Annotated in this window: 17 protein-coding genes, 1 tRNA gene, 1 rRNA gene and 1 pseudogene; 12 read left to right on the top strand and 8 right to left on the bottom strand. The window is 35.6% G+C overall.

Annotation, left to right across the window (positions count from 1 at the left end; all coding sequences use genetic code 11):
* Positions 1–19: 19 nt before the first annotated feature.
* Both B5V89_RS09775 and kapB read right to left on the bottom strand, forming a co-directional pair.
* Positions 20–1,231: an MFS transporter gene (locus tag B5V89_RS09775; protein WP_108071758.1), complete on the bottom strand. Its 1,212-nt coding sequence runs from the start codon at positions 1,229–1,231 to the stop codon at positions 20–22.
* A 412-nt stretch (positions 1,232–1,643) separates the two neighbouring features.
* Complete coding sequence (gene kapB / locus B5V89_RS09770) at positions 1,644–2,039, bottom strand: kinase-associated lipoprotein KapB (RefSeq protein ID WP_108071728.1); 396 nt, start codon at positions 2,037–2,039, stop codon at positions 1,644–1,646.
* A 159-nt stretch (positions 2,040–2,198) separates the two neighbouring features.
* Here kapB and B5V89_RS09765 point away from each other — a divergent pair, with 159 nt between their 5' ends.
* Together B5V89_RS09765 and B5V89_RS09755 are read left to right on the top strand one after the other, a co-directional pair.
* Positions 2,199–2,792, top strand: a complete 594-nt coding sequence (locus tag B5V89_RS09765) for a peptidylprolyl isomerase (RefSeq protein WP_066230998.1) — start codon at positions 2,199–2,201, stop codon at positions 2,790–2,792.
* A gap of 433 nt (positions 2,793–3,225) precedes the next feature.
* Positions 3,226–3,738: a superoxide dismutase family protein gene (locus B5V89_RS09755; protein WP_108071726.1), complete on the top strand. Its 513-nt coding sequence runs from the start codon at positions 3,226–3,228 to the stop codon at positions 3,736–3,738.
* 15 nt (positions 3,739–3,753) lie between these two features.
* On the opposite strand, the gene B5V89_RS09750 is transcribed toward B5V89_RS09755, so the two are convergent.
* Positions 3,754–4,533 carry an alpha/beta fold hydrolase gene (locus B5V89_RS09750; protein WP_244913479.1) on the bottom strand — a complete coding sequence of 260 codons (780 nt, stop codon included), beginning with the start codon at positions 4,531–4,533 and terminating at the stop codon, positions 3,754–3,756.
* A 249-nt stretch (positions 4,534–4,782) separates the two neighbouring features.
* A pseudogene (locus tag B5V89_RS09745) lies at positions 4,783–4,968 on the bottom strand (helix-turn-helix domain-containing protein); the annotation flags it as partial.
* Between the two features lie 192 nt (positions 4,969–5,160).
* Between B5V89_RS09745 and yugI the strand changes: the two are divergent.
* Complete coding sequence (gene yugI / locus B5V89_RS09740; protein ID WP_066234269.1) at positions 5,161–5,538, top strand: S1 domain-containing post-transcriptional regulator GSP13; 378 nt, start codon at positions 5,161–5,163, stop codon at positions 5,536–5,538.
* Positions 5,539–5,577: 39 nt separating this feature from the next.
* Here the strand turns inward: yugI and B5V89_RS09735 are convergent, their stop codons facing one another.
* Positions 5,578–6,876: a sigma 54-interacting transcriptional regulator gene (locus tag B5V89_RS09735; RefSeq protein WP_181294643.1), complete on the bottom strand. Its 1,299-nt coding sequence runs from the start codon at positions 6,874–6,876 to the stop codon at positions 5,578–5,580.
* Positions 6,877–7,066: 190 nt separating this feature from the next.
* On the opposite strand from B5V89_RS09735, the gene pruA reads away from it, so the two are divergent.
* From pruA to B5V89_RS09720, 3 genes are all read left to right on the top strand, one after another.
* Complete coding sequence (gene pruA / locus B5V89_RS09730) at positions 7,067–8,611, top strand: L-glutamate gamma-semialdehyde dehydrogenase (protein WP_066234266.1); 1,545 nt, start codon at positions 7,067–7,069, stop codon at positions 8,609–8,611.
* Positions 8,612–8,688: 77 nt separating this feature from the next.
* A complete protein-coding gene (locus B5V89_RS09725; protein WP_066234263.1) occupies positions 8,689–9,882 on the top strand; it encodes an ornithine--oxo-acid transaminase in 1,194 nt (397 codons plus the stop codon).
* A 55-nt stretch (positions 9,883–9,937) separates the two neighbouring features.
* On the top strand, positions 9,938–11,179 hold the full coding sequence (locus B5V89_RS09720) for a Glu/Leu/Phe/Val family dehydrogenase (protein WP_066234260.1): 1,242 nt from the start codon (positions 9,938–9,940) through the stop codon (positions 11,177–11,179).
* Between the two features lie 50 nt (positions 11,180–11,229).
* Here the strand turns inward: B5V89_RS09720 and B5V89_RS09715 are convergent, their stop codons facing one another.
* Positions 11,230–11,460, bottom strand: a complete 231-nt coding sequence (locus B5V89_RS09715) for a DUF378 domain-containing protein (RefSeq protein ID WP_108071723.1) — start codon at positions 11,458–11,460, stop codon at positions 11,230–11,232.
* 156 nt (positions 11,461–11,616) lie between these two features.
* Here B5V89_RS09715 and B5V89_RS09710 point away from each other — a divergent pair, with 156 nt between their 5' ends.
* Together B5V89_RS09710 and B5V89_RS09705 are read left to right on the top strand one after the other, a co-directional pair.
* Positions 11,617–12,966: a glucose-6-phosphate isomerase gene (locus tag B5V89_RS09710; RefSeq protein ID WP_108071721.1), complete on the top strand. Its 1,350-nt coding sequence runs from the start codon at positions 11,617–11,619 to the stop codon at positions 12,964–12,966.
* Positions 12,967–13,051: 85 nt separating this feature from the next.
* Positions 13,052–13,456 (top strand): YugN-like family protein, encoded by a 405-nt coding sequence (locus tag B5V89_RS09705; protein WP_066234251.1) that lies wholly within the window; start codon positions 13,052–13,054, stop codon positions 13,454–13,456.
* Between the two features lie 6 nt (positions 13,457–13,462).
* Here the strand turns inward: B5V89_RS09705 and B5V89_RS09700 are convergent, their stop codons facing one another.
* Positions 13,463–14,455 (bottom strand): potassium channel family protein, encoded by a 993-nt coding sequence (locus B5V89_RS09700; protein ID WP_108071719.1) that lies wholly within the window; start codon positions 14,453–14,455, stop codon positions 13,463–13,465.
* Between the two features lie 119 nt (positions 14,456–14,574).
* Between B5V89_RS09700 and B5V89_RS09695 the strand changes: the two genes are divergently transcribed.
* Together B5V89_RS09695 and B5V89_RS09690 are read left to right on the top strand one after the other, a co-directional pair.
* Positions 14,575–14,647, top strand: a tRNA-Ala gene (locus tag B5V89_RS09695).
* 108 nt (positions 14,648–14,755) lie between these two features.
* On the top strand, positions 14,756–15,979 hold the full coding sequence (locus B5V89_RS09690) for an MFS transporter (RefSeq protein ID WP_108071756.1): 1,224 nt from the start codon (positions 14,756–14,758) through the stop codon (positions 15,977–15,979).
* 65 nt (positions 15,980–16,044) lie between these two features.
* Here the strand turns inward: B5V89_RS09690 and B5V89_RS09685 are convergent, their stop codons facing one another.
* The gene (locus tag B5V89_RS09685; RefSeq protein ID WP_108071717.1) at positions 16,045–16,734 is read right to left on the bottom strand and encodes an MgtC/SapB family protein; all 690 of its coding nucleotides are present in this window, start codon (positions 16,732–16,734) and stop codon (positions 16,045–16,047) included.
* A 115-nt stretch (positions 16,735–16,849) separates the two neighbouring features.
* Between B5V89_RS09685 and B5V89_RS09680 the strand changes: the two genes are divergently transcribed.
* Positions 16,850–17,764: a DMT family transporter gene (locus B5V89_RS09680; RefSeq protein WP_108071715.1), complete on the top strand. Its 915-nt coding sequence runs from the start codon at positions 16,850–16,852 to the stop codon at positions 17,762–17,764.
* A gap of 504 nt (positions 17,765–18,268) precedes the next feature.
* Positions 18,269–18,466 (top strand): 16S ribosomal RNA (locus B5V89_RS20315); the annotation flags it as partial.

Here is an 18,466-nt window from a genome sequence, read left to right as displayed (position 1 = left end):
CGACACTTGTAGGTTATTTTTAATAGCCTTCTTTTAGTTGATGCTGATCATGCTTTATACTATAAAGCAGTATGCCGAACGCAATTAAAAATAGCGCACTAGTCACATAAAATACGGATGATATGCCACTAAAACCTGAAATTAGTCCTCCTAATACAGGTCCTATTACATTTCCTAGAAATCGAAAACTTTGATTATAGCCGAGTACTTCACCCTGCATCTCAAGCGGTGCTTCTCTGCGAATAAAGGCAGTGATGCTTGGAAGCATTCCACCGATGGCCATTCCAAAGAGAAAACGGAAAATGACTAGTTCCCAAAGCTGGTTGGCAAGTGCTTGGGGAATGATAAAAATCGAAGCAAGTATGAGTAAACACATTAATACTTTTTCATGACCAATTTTATCCCCAAGCTTCCCCCATTGACGTGTCATTAATAAATTTCCGAAACCAGTAGCTGAAAACGCCATTCCAGCTAACAAAGCGACACTTCCTGCACTGCTTAATTGACTCACATAAAGAGCCAGTAGTGGTTGGATACTAAAGTTTGCTACTTGGATAAGTAGGGCGATAATCATCACAGTAATTAAAATACGATGATTAAAAATTCTTTTTAAAACATCTTTACGGCTGAATTCTTTCTTCCCTTGTTTAGCTATTTTTTCTTTTCTGTTCTCAACAATACCGAATAGTACACCTGTTGTGGCAATGATGATTGAAATAGAGGTAATGATAAAAGTATACTTAAATCCGAATGAATCAGCCATTGCACCACCAATTAATGGTCCGAATAAAGTTCCAGAAACGGTTCCCATTTGTAGCGTCCCTAAAACTTTCCCTGCACTTTCTTTAGGGGTTTGGGATGAAATGAGGGCAATGGAAGTCGGGATAAATCCTGTTACGATTCCCATCATGAATCTTAAGATGAATAGACCGAGTACATGGTGCATCATCCCCATAAAAAAGATACTAACGGCAATCCCATAACCTGTAATTAAAAGAATTGGTTTAAATCCATACCGGTCGCCAAATCTTCCCCAAATAGGAGAAATGAAAAAAGCCACCAAAAAGGTCACTCCAAAAACAAACCCTGCCCATCTTTGTACATATTCATCATTATAATTTCCGAACGATTCGATGTATAAAGAAAGGAAAGGCATGATCATTGTTGTGCTTGCACCGACTAAGAAGTTGCAAATCCACATAATCAATAAATTACGCTTTTCGTTACTAATTAAAAACACCTTCTTTTTTGGTTATTTTCGTAAAGGTTGTTGTTGTAGGAAATAATGAAATGAACCGTTCCTTTCCGCTATAGGCACTTGCTTTCCGCGGGGCTGGCGATGAGCCTCCTCGTCGCTTCGCTCCTGCGGGGTCTCATCTGTCCAGCTGATCCCGCAGGAGTCAAGTGCCTTCCGCTCCAATCCACTCTGTGCTTATAACAGCAACAATCTTTTAGAAAAGAGCCTTTTATTTTTAATAACTTTCGTTTTCCTAATGTTTCGTTTACCTAAATATTATATTGATATTTTCTAAAATTTCAACTATGAAAAAGCCTATTTATTTTTGTGAAACCGCTTCAATTGCTGTGCTAACAAGGGAAGTACAAGAATAAAAAAAGAGATGATTCGTCATCATCTCCATGCATTAATTATCCCATTTAATTCCGTACATTAATTCATATTCCCGTTGGATGCTTTTTAAACTTTCTATACTTTTTATGTTAAATTCAGATTTCTTAGCTGTGAGATCATTTAGCATTTTCTCAACAGATTGTTTGAGGGAATCATTATAATTTGGGACATCTCCTTCATAAGGTTTGACCATTTTTAACGGTATATTTGATTGTTCTCTGTAAGCTAATGCTTTTCTTTCGTGAAAAAAGGCAACGTCGGTTTCTTTCGGATGATGCAAATCACCTTGCATCGGGTGCTTTAAAACAGCCAGTGTTCTGACAACATAATGATCCGGATAAATGCCGGTAATTTCACCTATGTATTTTCCTGTTTTATTAAAAAAAGTCACTATTTGTTCGAGTTCCATAATAATCTACCTCCTTATGACTATTATGATGGACAACAAACAAAATGAAAAGAAAAGAAGATGAAAGTTGCATCATGGGATATGAATTTAGTAAAGTAAGTGAAGGAAGATATGTATTATCATAATAAATTTTAAATTATACATAAAGGAGTATATCAAATGACATATCCACAGCTTACAAATGAAGTGTTAGAAAACGAAAAGGTCATTGAAATGCAAACAAATATGGGAAATATTAAAATTAAATTATTTCCGGAACTTGCACCTAAAACAGTTGAAAATTTTGTAAAGCATAGTCAAGATGGTTACTATGAAGGTGTTACTTTCCACCGCATCATTAACGGATTTATGATTCAAGGCGGTGACCCGCAAGGTAACGGTACAGGTGGAGAAAGTATTTATGGTGCTCCATTTGAAGATGAATTTTCCCAACAATTATTTAATTTCCGTGGAGCACTATCAATGGCAAATGCTGGTCCAAATACAAACGGCAGTCAATTCTTTATCGTACAAAGTGTGGCTGTTGATCCAAGAATGAAAGGCCAAATGGAAAGAGCGGGTTACCCAGAAGAAGTAATTAATGCATATATGGAAAATGGGGGAACACCACATTTAGATTTCCGCCACACAGTATTTGGTCATGTGATTGAAGGTATGGATGTTGTTGATAAAATCGCTGAAGTGAAAACAGATATGCAAGACCGTCCAGTTCAATTCGATGTTGTTATTGAAAAAATAAATGTATTGAAATAATGGGAAGCTGTCCAAACGGGCAGCTTTTTGTAATAAATTTGTCAAATCAAGCAATTGGTTTTACAAGATGATAATTGGTATACTAGTTAAGAAAAGTTTTATAAGAAAGGGAGTTTCTCATGTTAAACTCTTTAAATATTTTCATACTAAATTTGTTTCTTTATTTTCCGGAAGATAAGAGAGAATATATTCCTGCATTTATTTCGTTTTCGATCTTTTTAATTCTATGCATTCTAACGTTTATGTTTATTCTTAGAGTAAATAAAAAACAATTAAAAAAAGCAAAAGAATTTGAAGAAAAAATTAAACATCTAAAATAATAGATGAGCCAATTCAACTAATGGATTGGCTTTTTGTTTTTTAAACGAATAGATAGGCTTTGTTCTGGCTAGAATTGTGAATAGATAACTAACAAATTTTGGAGGAATACATAATGAAATGGTCTGCTATTCTCTTAACGACAATATTATTGAGCGGGTGTACTCAAGGGAATCCGAAAGATACAGATGTTGATATAAAAAACGCTACAGGTGATAGTCTTGGGAAGATAAATTTAAAAGAGCAAGCGAAGGGTGTCATGTTAAAGATTAATCTAACTGGACTTCCGCCGGGTGAGCATGCGATCCATTTTCACGAAAAGGGAAGTTGTAAAGCTCCCACTTTCACATCCGCCGGTAACCATTTTAATCCTGAAAAGAAAGAACACGGACTTTTAAATCCAAAAGGCTCCCATGCAGGAGATCTTCCTAATATAATTGTAAAAGATGATGGAAAAGCAAAATTAGACATTCTCGCCCCACAAGTTACAATGGACAGTGGTAAAAATTCGTTATTTACTAAAGATGGAACCTCCATTGTCATCCATGAATCCAAAGACGATGGAATGACCCAACCTGCTGGCGATGCAGGTAATCGGATTGCGTGTGGGGTTATAAAAAATAAATGAACCTATGACAATCTTTCATAGGTTCATTTTTATAAATTCACAAATATTTTGATAAACTTCCTCTGCTTTTTCTTCCGGGATTAAATGGCCAGCTTCTTTTAAAACGACAAGTTTTGCATTCGGTATTTCTGCTGCTAACCGTTTTCCGATATGGAGAGGAACCACACGATCAAATTCTCCCCAAATCAGTAGACAGGGTGTAGTAATCGCTTGTAATCTTTCTGAAGTTAAATCTCCTTCCCGATCTCTTACCATTCTTGACAAGCCGCGAAATATTTCATTATTTAAAAACGGTTGCTCATAACCTTTTAACATGTCATCGTCAATAATCATTTTATTATGTACGACATTTTCAACATTTTTCTGCACACCAGATTTTTCTAAGTATCGCTTTACAAAATAATGAAAAAACGGCAAGTAACTTAGTAGTTTTAATGATTGCTTAGAAGCTTCTAAATAGCCGGAACTGCAAAGAAGTATCCCTTTTTTTACTAAACGAGGATTTTGGAGCATTATATTTAAAGCGATTTGTCCTCCCATCGAATGGCCGATAAGATACACGCCCCGGTATCCAAGCTGATTGATTAAAGAAATAACTGTCGCAGCCAAATTATGATAAGAATATTGATAGTGTCCATGTTTTCCGCTTTGACCAAATGGGGGTAAGTCAATGGTAATCACGTTGAATTTTTGCGTTAAATAAGGAATGAGTTTTCTAAAACTAAAAGATGATGAGAGAAAGCCGTGTAATAATACGAAGGTTTCTTTAGCGTTTTTTATTGCGATGTATTTCAAAATATAAATCGATTCCTTTTATATTTTTTTTGTGTGTTGAAACAGAAATTGACATGATTTTCACTCCCGTAAGAGAAAATGGCAAAAAAAAGGACGAGCATTATATCTCGTCAAAAAAATAAAAAGGGGGAATACTAGTGTATAGTATGCTATAAAACTTAACAGTACTATACAGAAAGCCTTGTAATTATAGAATATCCACATTTGTACATTTTTAATCAAATTTATAAAAAATTATTTCGATGGAGTTAATTCGGAGGCCGGCACATCTAAAACCGTTGATAATTTTAAAATCGTTTGTGTATTAGGAACTTGCTCACCAGATTCGTATTTTTCAATCGTTTTCGTTCCCAATCTAGCTTTTAATGCTAATTCTTCTTGTGTTAGATTATGTTGTTCACGATGAAATTTTAGATTTTGTGCAAATGAAGTCATCAAAATCCCTCCAATAATCAGAATTCTTTTCTTTTATTGTATCATATAATCGTTTTTAGTCTTAAATATGCTTCTTGAATTTTTTGTGAGCGTTTTATATTATACGTATTTTTTGATTATCACTATTGACTGTGGTATAATTTTTTATTGCGTATATATAGGAGAAAAATTTAGATAAATAGGAGTGTTTCGATGACGACAAAATACGAAATTGGAAGTGTGTTAACAGGTAAGGTAGCTGGTATTCAACCATATGGAGCTTTTATCGCACTTGATGAGGAAACTCAAGGATTAGTTCATATTTCAGAAATTAAACACGGTTATGTTAAAGATATTAATGATCATTTAAAAATTGGTGACGAAGTGAAAGTTAAAGTGCTTTCAGTTGACGAAGAAAATGGCAAGATCAGCTTGTCTATCCGTGCCACTGAAGAAGCGCCAAAACAAGAGAAAAAACAACCTCGTCGTCGTCAAGCAAGTGTTATTTCTGAAGAGCCAACAGAAGGATTTAATACTTTAAAAGACAAATTACAAGAATGGATTGATCAATCCGATTTAATCAAAAAATAATAATAAAAAATCCGCTCTAGGTTGGAGCGGATTTTTTATTTATGGTTTTTCAATTCCATATTTCCGAATGCGATATTGCAGATTTTGACGACTCATTTGAAGTGCCTGAGCCGTTTTTGTAATGTTATATTGATGGTATTGCAGTCCTTTTTGGATATAATATTTTTCCGCTTCTTGGATGTATTCATCAAACGGTTTAATTGGATTCTTTTGAATTAGCAATTGATGATCGTGTGAAATTCGGTGCCTAAAATTAGTTGGCAAATGATGAAACTGCAGCAATTCCTCATTATCAAGTATCTTCATTGAATTTTTAATGACATGTTCTAATTCCTTTATATTACCGGGCCAATCATAATCAGAAAAGCTTTCGAGGCAATCGTTCGATATTTTTTTTACATTCAGATGATAACGCTCATTATATTTTTTTAAAAAGAATTTAATAATCGAAGGAAGTGTATTTATTCGTTCTCGTAGTGGTGGAATAAAAATAGTGAGTTCACTCAAATGATAATATAATGTTTTATTTAATTTTCCACTTCCTATTAAATCTATAGGATCCTTCCCTAGTGTACAAATAATTTTATACGTTCGTTCAGTAGAAATCATGTCGAGAAAATGCAACTGGCTAGCTGGTGGAAGATAATAAATATCCTCAATTACTAATGTGCCACCTTTTTCATTTTCTAAAAGATTCATTGAATCGATTAGTTCTTGCTCAATCATTGAGACAGGCAATGAGGCACAATTTTGAATAATTAAACGTTTTTCCGCCTGGTAAATCTCATGATGAATACATTCTGAAAGGATATGTTTGCCTGTACCAGATTCGCCTATGATTAATACTGTGGATGAATTTTTTGCTGCTTGTTTTCCGGTATCGATCACCTTTTTCGGGAAAAAGGATCGGTCGGATATATTATCAAAGGTATGTGTAGAAAGTGTTTCTCTTTGCGTATTTTTTTTCATCATTCTTTCCAATTTGGTTACGTCGCGGACGATTTCCACTGCGCCAACTACCGTATTTTGATCAAAAATCGGATAAGTATTGTTCACTGTTTTTATTTCTTGCCCTTTATTATTAAAGTACATTTGTTGAACGTTAAGAATAGGCTCTTTCGTATGCAAAACCTTTAATAAAGTACTATCTTCCCCTTGATAAAACCGAAATACATCTAAAATATTTTTATCTAATACATCTTCAATATCTGTTCCTTCAATTTCAATCATTTTTTTATTGTACAAAATCGTTCTTCCATTCTCATCAATGACATGGACCCCTACATCGATGAGGTCAAGAACTGTTTTATAAATAGTCATTTCATTTTTAAGTTGCATAATATGCCAACCCCTCAAAAAATTCAAAAGAATAAATAAAAAATACTTGAAAAATGCAATATCTTTTTGCATTATTATATATGTAAGGGTTTTCTAGTGCAAATAATTTTTGCACTATTAGTGTCAGAAATGAAAGTTATGATACTGTAAAAAATTATACTAAAAGCTTTTGGAGGAGGAAGAAAGATTAATGATTCCTTATAAACATGAACCATTCACAGATTTCAGTAAACCGGAAAATCAACAAGCTTTTCAAGAAGGCTTGAAATTAGTAGAAAGCTATTTAGGACAAGATTACCCACTTGTAATTGGTGGCGAAAGAATAACTACTGAAGATAAAATTGTCTCTATTAACCCTGCAGATAAAAGTGAAGTAATTGGACGCGTGTCCAAAGCAAATAAAGAATTAGCTGAAAAAGCAATGACAACAGCATATGAAACATTTCAAACGTGGAAAAAAGTAAAACCGGAAGTACGCGCGGATATTTTATTTAAAGCAGCTGCAATCGTACGTCGTCGTAAGCATGAATTTTCCGCTTTATTAGTAAAAGAAGCGGGTAAACCATGGAATGAAGCAGATGCTGATACTGCTGAAGGTATTGACTTCATGGAATATTATGGTCGCCAAATGTTGAAATTAAAGGATGGCCTTCCTGTTGAAAGCCGTCCCGGTGAGTTTAATCGTTTTGGCTATATTCCTCTAGGAGTAGGTGTTGTTATTTCTCCATGGAACTTTGCCTTTGCAATTATGGCTGGTACAACAGTTGCGGCACTTGTAACTGGTAATACTGTACTATTAAAACCTGCATCTGCAACACCTATTATTGCAGCAAAATTTGTTGAAGTTCTTGAAGAAGCGGGACTACCTAAAGGGGTATTAAACTATGTACCAGGTAGCGGCTCCGAAGTGGGAGATTATTTAGTTGATCATCCAAAAACTCGTTTCATCAGCTTTACTGGATCACGTGATGTAGGTCTACGCATTTATGAACGTGCATCTAAATTAAACGAGGGTCAAATTTGGTTGAAACGTGTGATCGCTGAAATGGGCGGAAAAGATACGATTGTTGTTGATGCAGAGGCAGATCTTGAATTAGCAGCGCAATCGATCGTTGCATCTTCATTTGGCTTCTCAGGACAAAAATGTTCAGCATGCTCTCGTGCAGTTATTGTTGAGGATGTATATGATAAAGTTCTAAATCGCGCAGTAGAGTTAACAAAAGAATTAACTGTTGGAAATCCGGTTGATCGCGGTAATTATATGGGACCCGTTGTCGACCAAGCTGCATATGATAAAATTATGAGCTATATTGAAATCGGTAAATCAGAAGGTAAATTGATGACTGGTGGAGAAGGCGATGCTTCGAAAGGTTATTTTGTACAACCAACCATTTTTGCCGATGTTGATGAAAATGCACGTTTAATGAAAGAGGAAATTTTTGGACCTGTTGTTGCATTTTGTAAAGCGAAAGATTTTTCACACGCTATAGACATTGCAAATAACACAGAGTATGGCTTAACAGGTGCTGTTATCACAACGAATAGAGAACATATGGAACAAGCACGTGAAGATTTTCATGTAGGTAACCTATACTTCAATCGTGGCTGCACAGGTGCCATCGTTGGCTACCAACCATTTGGTGGATTTAATATGTCAGGAACTGACTCAAAAGCTGGTGGTCCTGATTACTTGGCACTTCATATGCAAGGAAAAACAACTTCTGAAATGTTGTAAGTGAAGTTTTGAATTTCATTTTTATAAGGGCCTTCTTTTTTGAGAAGGCTCTATTTTAAGATAGGGGGAAATTTTTTATGGTAACAAAGTCGGAGGCAATTATCGAGCAAACGGAAAACTATGGAGCTCATAACTATCATCCACTGCCAGTTGTTATATCTGAAGCTGAAGGCGTTTGGGTAAAGGATCCAGAGGGTAATAAATACATGGATATGTTAAGTGCTTACTCTGCTGTGAATCAAGGCCATCGTCATCCGAAAATAATTGAAGCGCTTAAACAACAAGCAGATCGTGTGACTTTAACTTCACGTGCTTTTCATAATGACCAACTTGGTCCATGGTTTGAAAAAGTATGTAAGTTAACGAATAAGGAAATGGCATTACCGATGAACACAGGTGCTGAGGCAGTTGAAACCGCCATTAAAGCGGCAAGACGATGGGCATATGATGTAAAAGGTGTAGCAGAGAACCAAGCTGAAATTATCGGATGTGAAGGTAATTTTCACGGGAGAACAATGACCGCCGTATCCCTATCTTCCGAGGAAGAGTATAAACGGGGATTTGGTCCAATGCTACCAGGTATTAAACTTGTCCCATATGGTGACTTAGAAGCTTTAAAAGCGGCCATAACACCAAATACAGCAGCGTTTATTATTGAGCCAATTCAAGGAGAGGCGGGAATTGTTATTCCACCGGAAGGTTTCTTAAAAGCTGCTTACCAATTATGTAAAGAAAATAATGTATTATTTATTGCAGATGAAATTCAATCAGGCTTAGCGCGTTCCGGAAAAATGTTTGCATGTGATTGGGAAGATGTCGACCCTGATGTTTATATTCTCGGAAAGGCTCTTGGCGGTGGTGTTTTCCCAATTTCCTGTGTCGTTGCTAATAAAGATATTTTAGGCGTTTTTAACCCAGGTTCTCACGGTTCTACCTTCGGAGGAAATCCGATGGCCTGTGCTGTTTCCATTGCAGCTCTAAATGTGCTTGTTGAAGAAAAATTAAGTGAAAAGTCTCTAGAGCTTGGAGAATATTTTATGGGGCAATTAAAAGAAATTCAGAACCCAATTATTAAAGAAGTGCGCGGTAAAGGATTATTTATTGGTGTTGTTTTAGGAGAGCCTGCAAGAAAATATTGTGAGGCATTAAAATTAGAGGGACTCCTATGTAAAGAAACACATGAGAATGTCATTCGTTTTGCGCCGCCACTTGTCATTACAAAAGAAGAACTTGATTGGGCCATTGGACGTATAAAAAAAGTTCTCTCTTAATATTTCTTGGAAGTTACAGTCTTTCACACGATCATATAGTAAAGAGGAGAATTCGATGGAAAATCTAAATTTATTTACATCTACTCAGGATGTTATTCAGGAAGCCCTTTCGAAATTGGGATTTAATAATGAGATGTATGAACTGTTAAAAGAACCATTACGAATTTTGACTGTCCGAATGCCAATTAGAATGGATGACGGAACGATTAAAGTCTTTACAGGGTATCGTTCTCAACATAATGATGCTGTTGGACCTACAAAAGGGGGAGTTCGCTTTCACCCTGAAGTAAATGAGGATGAAGTAAAGGCATTATCGATGTGGATGACAATTAAATGTGGAATTGTTGATCTTCCGTATGGCGGAGGAAAAGGCGGAATTGTTTGCGATCCACGAACAATGTCAATGGGAGAAATTGAACGATTAAGCCGTGGATATGTTCGTGCGATCAGTCAAATCGTCGGCCCGACAAAAGATATTCCTGCTCCGGATGTGTATACGAACTCACAAATTATGGCATGGATGATGGATGAGTATAGTAGTTTGCGTGAAAATGATTCTCCAGGTTTTATTACAGGGAAACCGATTGTACTTGGCGGGTCTGAAGGCCGGGATAAAGCAACAGCACAAGGTGTGACCATCTGCATTGAAGAGGCAGCTAAGAAAAAAGGATTTGATTTAAAGGGCGCGCGTGTTGTCATTCAAGGCTTCGGAAATGCAGGTAGCTTTCTAGCGAAGTTTCTCCATGATGAAGGTGCAAAGGTCATCGGAATTTCCGATGCATACGGTGCCCTGCACGATCCTAATGGTTTAGATATCGATTATTTACTTGATCGTCGTGATAGTTTTGGGACGGTAACGACATTATTTGAAAATACGATAACGAATAAAGAACTTTTAGAACTTGATTGTGATATTTTAGTTCCGGCTGCAATTTCAAATCAAATTACTTCGGAAAATGCTAGTAATATTAGAGCATCCATCGTTGTTGAGGCAGCCAATGGACCTACAACAGCAGAAGCTACAAAAATCCTAACAGAAAGAGGAATTCTACTAGTGCCGGATGTTCTTGCGAGCTCTGGTGGTGTAACGGTTTCTTACTTTGAATGGGTACAAAATAACCAAGGGTATTACTGGACAGAAGATGAAGTAAATGAAAAGTTACGAAAAAAACTTGTAGATGCCTTTAATAATGTATATACAACTGCAGAGACACGTAAACTTAATATGCGTTTAGCAGCGTATATGGTTGGATTAAGAAACGCTGCTGAAGCGTCCAAGTTTAGAGGTTGGATATAATCGATAATTGAATGAAAAAAGAACAGGTATAAATGTACCTGTTCTTTTTATTACCTATTAGTTCTCGCTTCCGGAGAGCGTTCAAACTCTTCATTCGGTTTAAATAATATACCTAAATTAATCAACCCGGCAATTCCTACTAGCCCATAAATAATACGAGTTAATATCGTTGTATTACCAAAAATAGAAGCAACTAAATTAAAATGAAAAAATCCGATGAGACCCCAATTGATCGCTCCGATAATTGTCAATACTAATGCAATTCGTTGAATGGCACCCATCTAATTCCTCCTTTCGAGCTTAGTTTGAATCATATACATAAAATTTATTCATTTGGTCATCATTAACCTTGAGTATAAGCTTAGTTTCTTGAAAAAATGAAGGGCATTCGATAAAGTGAATAAAGTAGTTGAAAATCTTTTATTGGAGGAATCTCTATGACACATATTCAATTTGATTATTCAAAAGCGTTATCCTTTTTTGGTGAGCATGAACTAACAAATTTAGAACCGGCGGTAAAGGCTGCCCACCAATCTTTACATAATAAAACTGGTGCAGGAAATGACTTTTTAGGTTGGATAGATCTTCCTGTAGAATATGATAAAGAAGAATTTCAACGGATATTAAATGCTTCGGAAAAAATTAAAAATGATTCGGATGTCCTATTAGTTATAGGAATTGGCGGTTCATATTTAGGGGCACGTGCGGCCATTGAAATGTTAAATCATAGTTTTTATAATACGCAATCAAAAGACAAACGAAAAACTCCGCAAATACTATTTGTAGGAAACAATATTAGTTCATCATATATGACTGATGTAATTGATCTTTTAGAAGGAAAAGATTTTTCAATTAATGTCATATCAAAATCAGGTACAACTACAGAACCTGCAATTGCATTCCGTATTTTTAGTAAGCTATTGAAGAAGAAATACGGTGAGGAAGGTGCGAAACATCGGATCTTTGCAACGACAGATAAAGCAAAAGGTGCATTAAAAACATTGGCTAATGAGGAAGGTTATGAAACATTTGTTATTCCTGATGATGTCGGTGGACGGTACTCCGTATTAACCGCTGTTGGCTTGCTTCCAATTGCCGTTAGTGGTGTGAATATTCAAGAGATGATGGATGGGGCAGCACAAGCAAGAAGTGATTTCAATAATGAAAATATAAAAGAAAATATTGCTTATCAATATGCGGCTGTTCGTAATGTTCTTTATAATAAAGGGAAAACGATTGAAATGTTGATTAATTATGAACCAGGATTACAATATTTTTCCGAATGGTGGAAGCAATTATTTGGAGAAAGTGAAGGGAAGGACCAAAAAGGAATTTTTCCTTCCTCTGCTAATTTTTCTACCGATTTGCATTCATTAGGTCAATACATTCAAGAAGGCCGTCGTGACTTATTTGAAACAGTCATTAAAGTGGCTAAAGCTAGACATGAGTTAGTGATTGAAGAAGAAGAACATGATTTAGACGGCCTTAATTATCTTGCAGGAAAAACCGTTGATTTCGTCAATAATAAAGCATTTGAAGGAACTCTTTTAGCACATACAGACGGAAATGTCCCTAATTTAGTCGTAGAAATTCCAGAAATGAATGCCTACACATTCGGATATTTAGTCTATTTCTTTGAAAAAGCTTGTGCAATAAGCGGATATCTTCTCGGTGTAAATCCATTCGATCAACCTGGGGTTGAGGCGTATAAAGTAAATATGTTTGCGCTTCTAGGAAAACCAGGATACGAAGCTAAAAAGGCTGAATTAGAAAATAGATTAAAATAAAAAATCCCCAATTGGGGATTTTTTTATTAAAGAATATGATTGTACTCTATGAGAGAAACTAAGAAAAAAAGGAGTGCGATCATCCATGTATAAAATTCCCTCAAAAATTGAAGGAAAGCAATTTCAGCTGTATAAGCTTGAGCAACTATTAAAACCAAAAGGTTATTCAATTGGTGGTGGTTGGGACTATGATCAAGGCTATTTTGATATGAAAATGGCGAATGATGATGGCTATCAATTTTTAAGAGTTCCATTCACTCCAGTCGATGGTCAGCTTGATACTAGAGGTGTAGTCGTTCAACTCGGGATCCCATTTATTTTGAATCATGTTTATCAAAATGACGTTGACGACGATGCGGGTGTAGGTTACGCCGCGGCAGCCTTTGATCAATTTGCTGAGCCGAAAGATGAAGATGGGAATATCCCTAAAAAATATATCGACTATGGAAAAGAATTAGTCCGTGAATTAGAACATATTCTATTTTCTTAGGTTCGATTATTTAGAAATAACAAGGAGCTCATCATCGTTCGTAATTTTACGGTTGAGGGGAGGATTAATCATCGTATCCTCTCCTGTTTTTAATCCAATGAGTAATTTTCGATCCTCTTGTAAAAGATTACTTAATGCTTGAAATGTTAAACCAACCCATTCTGGTTTGATAGGAATAAATGTTAAATGATTGTCATTTAAATGATCCATCATTGAGAGAATAGTTTCTGACATTCCGTGAGAGAGGATACTATTCATCATTACGTATGATGTCTGCATATTCGTTTGAACAACTTCATTTGCGCCTCCTCGTTTCGCGTTCATGAAGTTTTCGATCGTTAAAATTTCAACTGTACAATACACATCTGGATTAATACCTTTAACAGCAAGTAATGTCAAAATTGTCCCCATATCAGCATGTATTTCTGTTTTATGTTGATCAGAAGTAATTAGCACAAATTCCGCGTAGGCAATATTTGCTTTTTTCAAAACTTCATCAATATATGGTTTTCCTCTGATAAAGTGAACTTGGCGGTTTAGATATGGATTTTGGTCAAGTGTATCATCGATTAAAACGATAGGATGTTGATTATGCGTTTGTAATAATTGTTGAATTACACTTTTAGATCGCCCATTCCATCCGATGATAATGATATGATTTTTTCCGTTAAACATCGTTTTTCCTTTTATATGAGAATTTTGTAATCTGATTGTTGATGCAGCAAGTGATGCGAAATATGCGGATACTAAGCCCGCCCCGACAAACACAAGAAGGATTCCTAGAAGTCTTCCTTTAATCGTTACAGGATAGACATCTCCATACCCAACTGTTGCCGTTGTAATCACTGCCCACCAAATACCAACGAAAATGGAGGGAAACGATTTCGGTTCGATAAAATGGATAGCCGCTCCGAAAAAGATAATAACTGAGATAGCTAATAATAATACCCTCAAAATAACCGGCCAACGAAGAAATCGGTAATAGAATTGCTGAAACATTCTATCAGCTCCTTTAAACACTCATCCATTATCTCCATATGGTTACAAAACTATAACTCATTAGGATAAAATTCTCTTGCAGTTTTTATAAAATTGAATATAATAAAAGAATAGAAAAGGGGGCATTAGCTCAGCTGGGAGAGCGTTTGGCTGGCAGCCAAAAGGTCAGGGGTTCGAGCCCCCTATGCTCCATATTAAAAACACTATCCGGAATGGTTAGTGTTTTTTTATGTTCATCATTTTAAAAAATTAATTAGCAAACCGAAATGTTTTTTTGTACAATTAATGATGAGATTAAAAATGAAGGGGGATATTAAACTGAATTCGAATACAGAAGGCCTTCAGTTAATGAAAAGTACTGAAAAAATTTGGACAAGGGACTTTATATTAATTTGCTTAGCCAATTTTTTTATTTTTCTTGGTTTCCAAATGACATTACCGACAATCCCGTTGTTTGTCGAACATTTAGGTGGAAATGATCAACTAATTGGTTTAGTAGTGGGGATATTTACCTTTTCAGCACTACTTCTTCGACCATTTGCAGGCCATGCACTAGAATCAAAAGGCAGACGTTTTGTCTACTTATTTGGTTTGACAATTTTTGTACTATCAGTCGGCTCATTTGGATTCGCTATGAGTATTATGTTTTTATTTGCTCTACGAATTATTCAAGGGGTTGGATGGGGATTTTCAACGACTGCATCAGGAACGATAGCAACAGATTTAATTCCAGCTACAAGACGTGGAGAAGGTATGGGATACTACGGTTTATCGGGTAACCTAGCATTGGCCTTTGGACCATCACTTGGCCTCGCATTAGCAGGAGTACTTACCTTTAAGCAATTGTTTTTTATTTGTGCGGGATTAGGAATTGCGGCATTATTATTATCTTCTAAAATTCGATACAAAAAGGTAGAGAAATCTGAGTCGGCTTCGGTAACAGTTAAATGGGACTTTTATGAAAAAACAGCCCTCTCCCCATCCTTACTATTATTTTTTATCACCGTTACGTTTGGGGGAATTGCGTCCTTCTTACCGTTGTATACCGAACAAAAGGGGATTGCGGGTATTCAATGGTATTTCCTTATTTATGCATTGGCATTGATGTTGACAAGAACTTTTGCAGGGAAATTATATGATAAAAGAGGACATCAAGCAGTATTCATCCCAGGAGCCTTGTTAATCATTGTGGCGATGGTTTTATTAGCGTGGTTACCAAATAGCTCAATTCTATTTGTTGCAGCTTTTCTTTATGGATTTGGTTTTGGATCGGTTCAACCGGCATTGCAGGCGTGGTCCATTGAGAAGGCACCTAAAAATAGGAAGGGAATGGCGAACGCAACTTTCTTTTCATTTTTTGACTTAGGTGTTGGTGTGGGCGCAATGGCGTTCGGACAAATTGGACATTTATTTGGATACGGAAGTATTTACAAAACAGCTGCTATTTCTGTAATCATTTCAATCATTTTATATATAGTCATCCTGCGCAAAGAAAAAAGTTCAAGCTCTAGGATAAATGCATAGAAGGGGAACTGACATCGTTCAGCCCCTTTTTTAAAAAGCTAAGCAAGACGCTTCCGCTTTAGTAACTAACTTTCAATTTCAGTTCCTACAACTTCATTCAAGTTCGATACGAGGTGGAAGATTTCAGTTGTTGGTCTTCTATAACTTGTGACTGCTTTTAATACGACTAAAAAGCTATCGTTTTGAAGGTCTTTAATACGAACACCCTCAATTGTTATTTTGTTATCCTCAATTTGGGCGATTACTTTATCTATACTCATTTTATCCTTAACTGTAATTCGTAATTGGATATCTTTTTTTCTAAGTTGTTTAGGTCCGATTTTTGATAAGATAGATGGAATAATTTCAACACTAATCATAAGTAAAATAACACCGGCAGCTGCTTCAAAGTAAAAGCCGGCACCTACTGCGATCCCAATACCTCCAGCTCCCCATATCATAGCCGCGGTTGTTAAACCTGTAATATTATCATTTCCTTTTTTTAAAATAACACCAGCTCCAAGAAAACCAATGCCTGAAACAATTTGTGCTGCTAGTCTTAAAGGGTCCATTTGTATAGGAACTCCATTTGAGTGTGGAAAAAGGTATGCTGATTGAATGGATACGATTGTTAATAGGCAGCTAATTATAGAGATAACGAGACTCGTTTTCAATCCTAATGGTTTTCGTTTTAACTCTCTTTCTAATCCGATTATTAATCCTAGTACCGCTGATATACATAGTTTAAATAATATATTAACGTCTAATAACTCCATTGTAATCCCCTTTCGACGCTTAACTGTTGAAACGATGATAGAAAATAGGGTGAAAAGATTATAGAATAAGTGTATATATTTTATCATAATTTTCATACGGCATAAGGAGAGTTATATGAATAATCCAAAAGTTAATCCATACTTCGCCCTTGTTGTAGGGGTACTTACCGTTTCAACTTCAGCTATACTAGTGAAACTTTGTACGTCAAGTGCAGGAGCAATTGCATTCTATCGTCTATTTTTCTCAGTTATTATTATGTTCCCGTTTTTTTTATCGAAGAATGTTAATGAATTAATGAAAATATCGAAAAAGGACTGGCTTTTTTCGGGCATATCTGGCGCCTGTTTAGCATTTCATTTTATCCTCTGGTTCGAATCTTTAAATTATACTTCCGTTGCTAGTTCTACTGTTTTGGTCACACTACAACCTTTATTTGCTTTTGCTGGAACCTTTTTATTTTTTAAAGAGTCCTTTACGCTAAAAGCAATAATCTGTGGTGTTTTTGCGATTATAGGGAGCGTTGTTATTAGTTGGGGAGATTTCTCGATTAGTGGAATGGCATTGTTTGGAGATTTATTAGCTTTTTTAGCATGCATGTTAGTTACTGCCTACTTATTGTTTGGCCAAAATGTTAGAAAACGCATGTCCCTAATGTCATACACATTTATCGTTTATACTATTAGTTCACTAATTCTTTTAATCTATATATTAGTAAGAGGTGAAGCATTGATCCCCACGGATAATATGGACTGGATTTACTTTTTACTTTTAGCTATTCTTCCAACATTATTAGGGCACACACTTTTCAATTGGACGATTAAATGGTTAAGCACATCGGTTATTTCAATGGCAATTTTATTCGAACCAATTGGTGCTTCAATTTTGGCTTATTTTATTTTAAAGGAAAATATTATCTGGACACAAATTATCGGTGGATTGATTATCCTTCTTAGTATAACCCTTTTCATTATTGATGAGAAAAAAGCTAAGTCCAAATCAATTGATACAAATACATATCAAGTACAATAAAAATCTTTCAGGATTTAAATAAATAGATAGGTCAATCCTGAAAAGACAAACGCCATAATTAAGGTGAAAATTAAAGTAGTATAATGTTGAAAGCTTATATTTTCAATCTTTATTTCAAAAATAAGTGTGTAAATAAATAAGTAAACTGCCATCGAAAATGATAGTACTAATGCGATAATAATTACTCATTACTCCTTCCCAAATAATATTAACTTTGATAATATATATTTAATGATTGTCCTAAGTATGATAATAGGGTTTAAAAGATTTTAAAAAAAAGTATTGCAACGCGAAAATATCCATGATATATTATTAAACGTCCGATACAGAAATTGTTATATTAATAACACTTAAATAAACATTTTGTTTAAAAAAGTGTTGACTGGCAATCGGAAAGGTGATAACATTAAAAAGTCGCCTCAAAAAGCGAAAAATTGATCTTTGAAAACTGAACAAAACGAAACGTCAATTAATTTATTTTTAACTAGAGCTATTTCAAACATCTTTTTGGAGAGTTTGATCCTGGCTCAGGACGAACGCTGGCGGCGTGCCTAATACATGCAAGTCGAGCGAACTTGATGGGAGCTTGCTCCCTGATAGTTAGCGGCGGACGGGTGAGTAACACGTGGGTAACCTGCCTGTAAGACTGGGATAACTCCGGGAAACCGGGGCTAATACCGGATAACTTTTTCCTTCGCATGC

The organism is Heyndrickxia sporothermodurans, from assembly GCF_003055045.1.
GTDB lineage: Bacteria > Bacillota > Bacilli > Bacillales > Bacillaceae_C > Heyndrickxia > Heyndrickxia sporothermodurans.
This window is presented reverse-complemented; position numbering and strand designations above follow the sequence as displayed.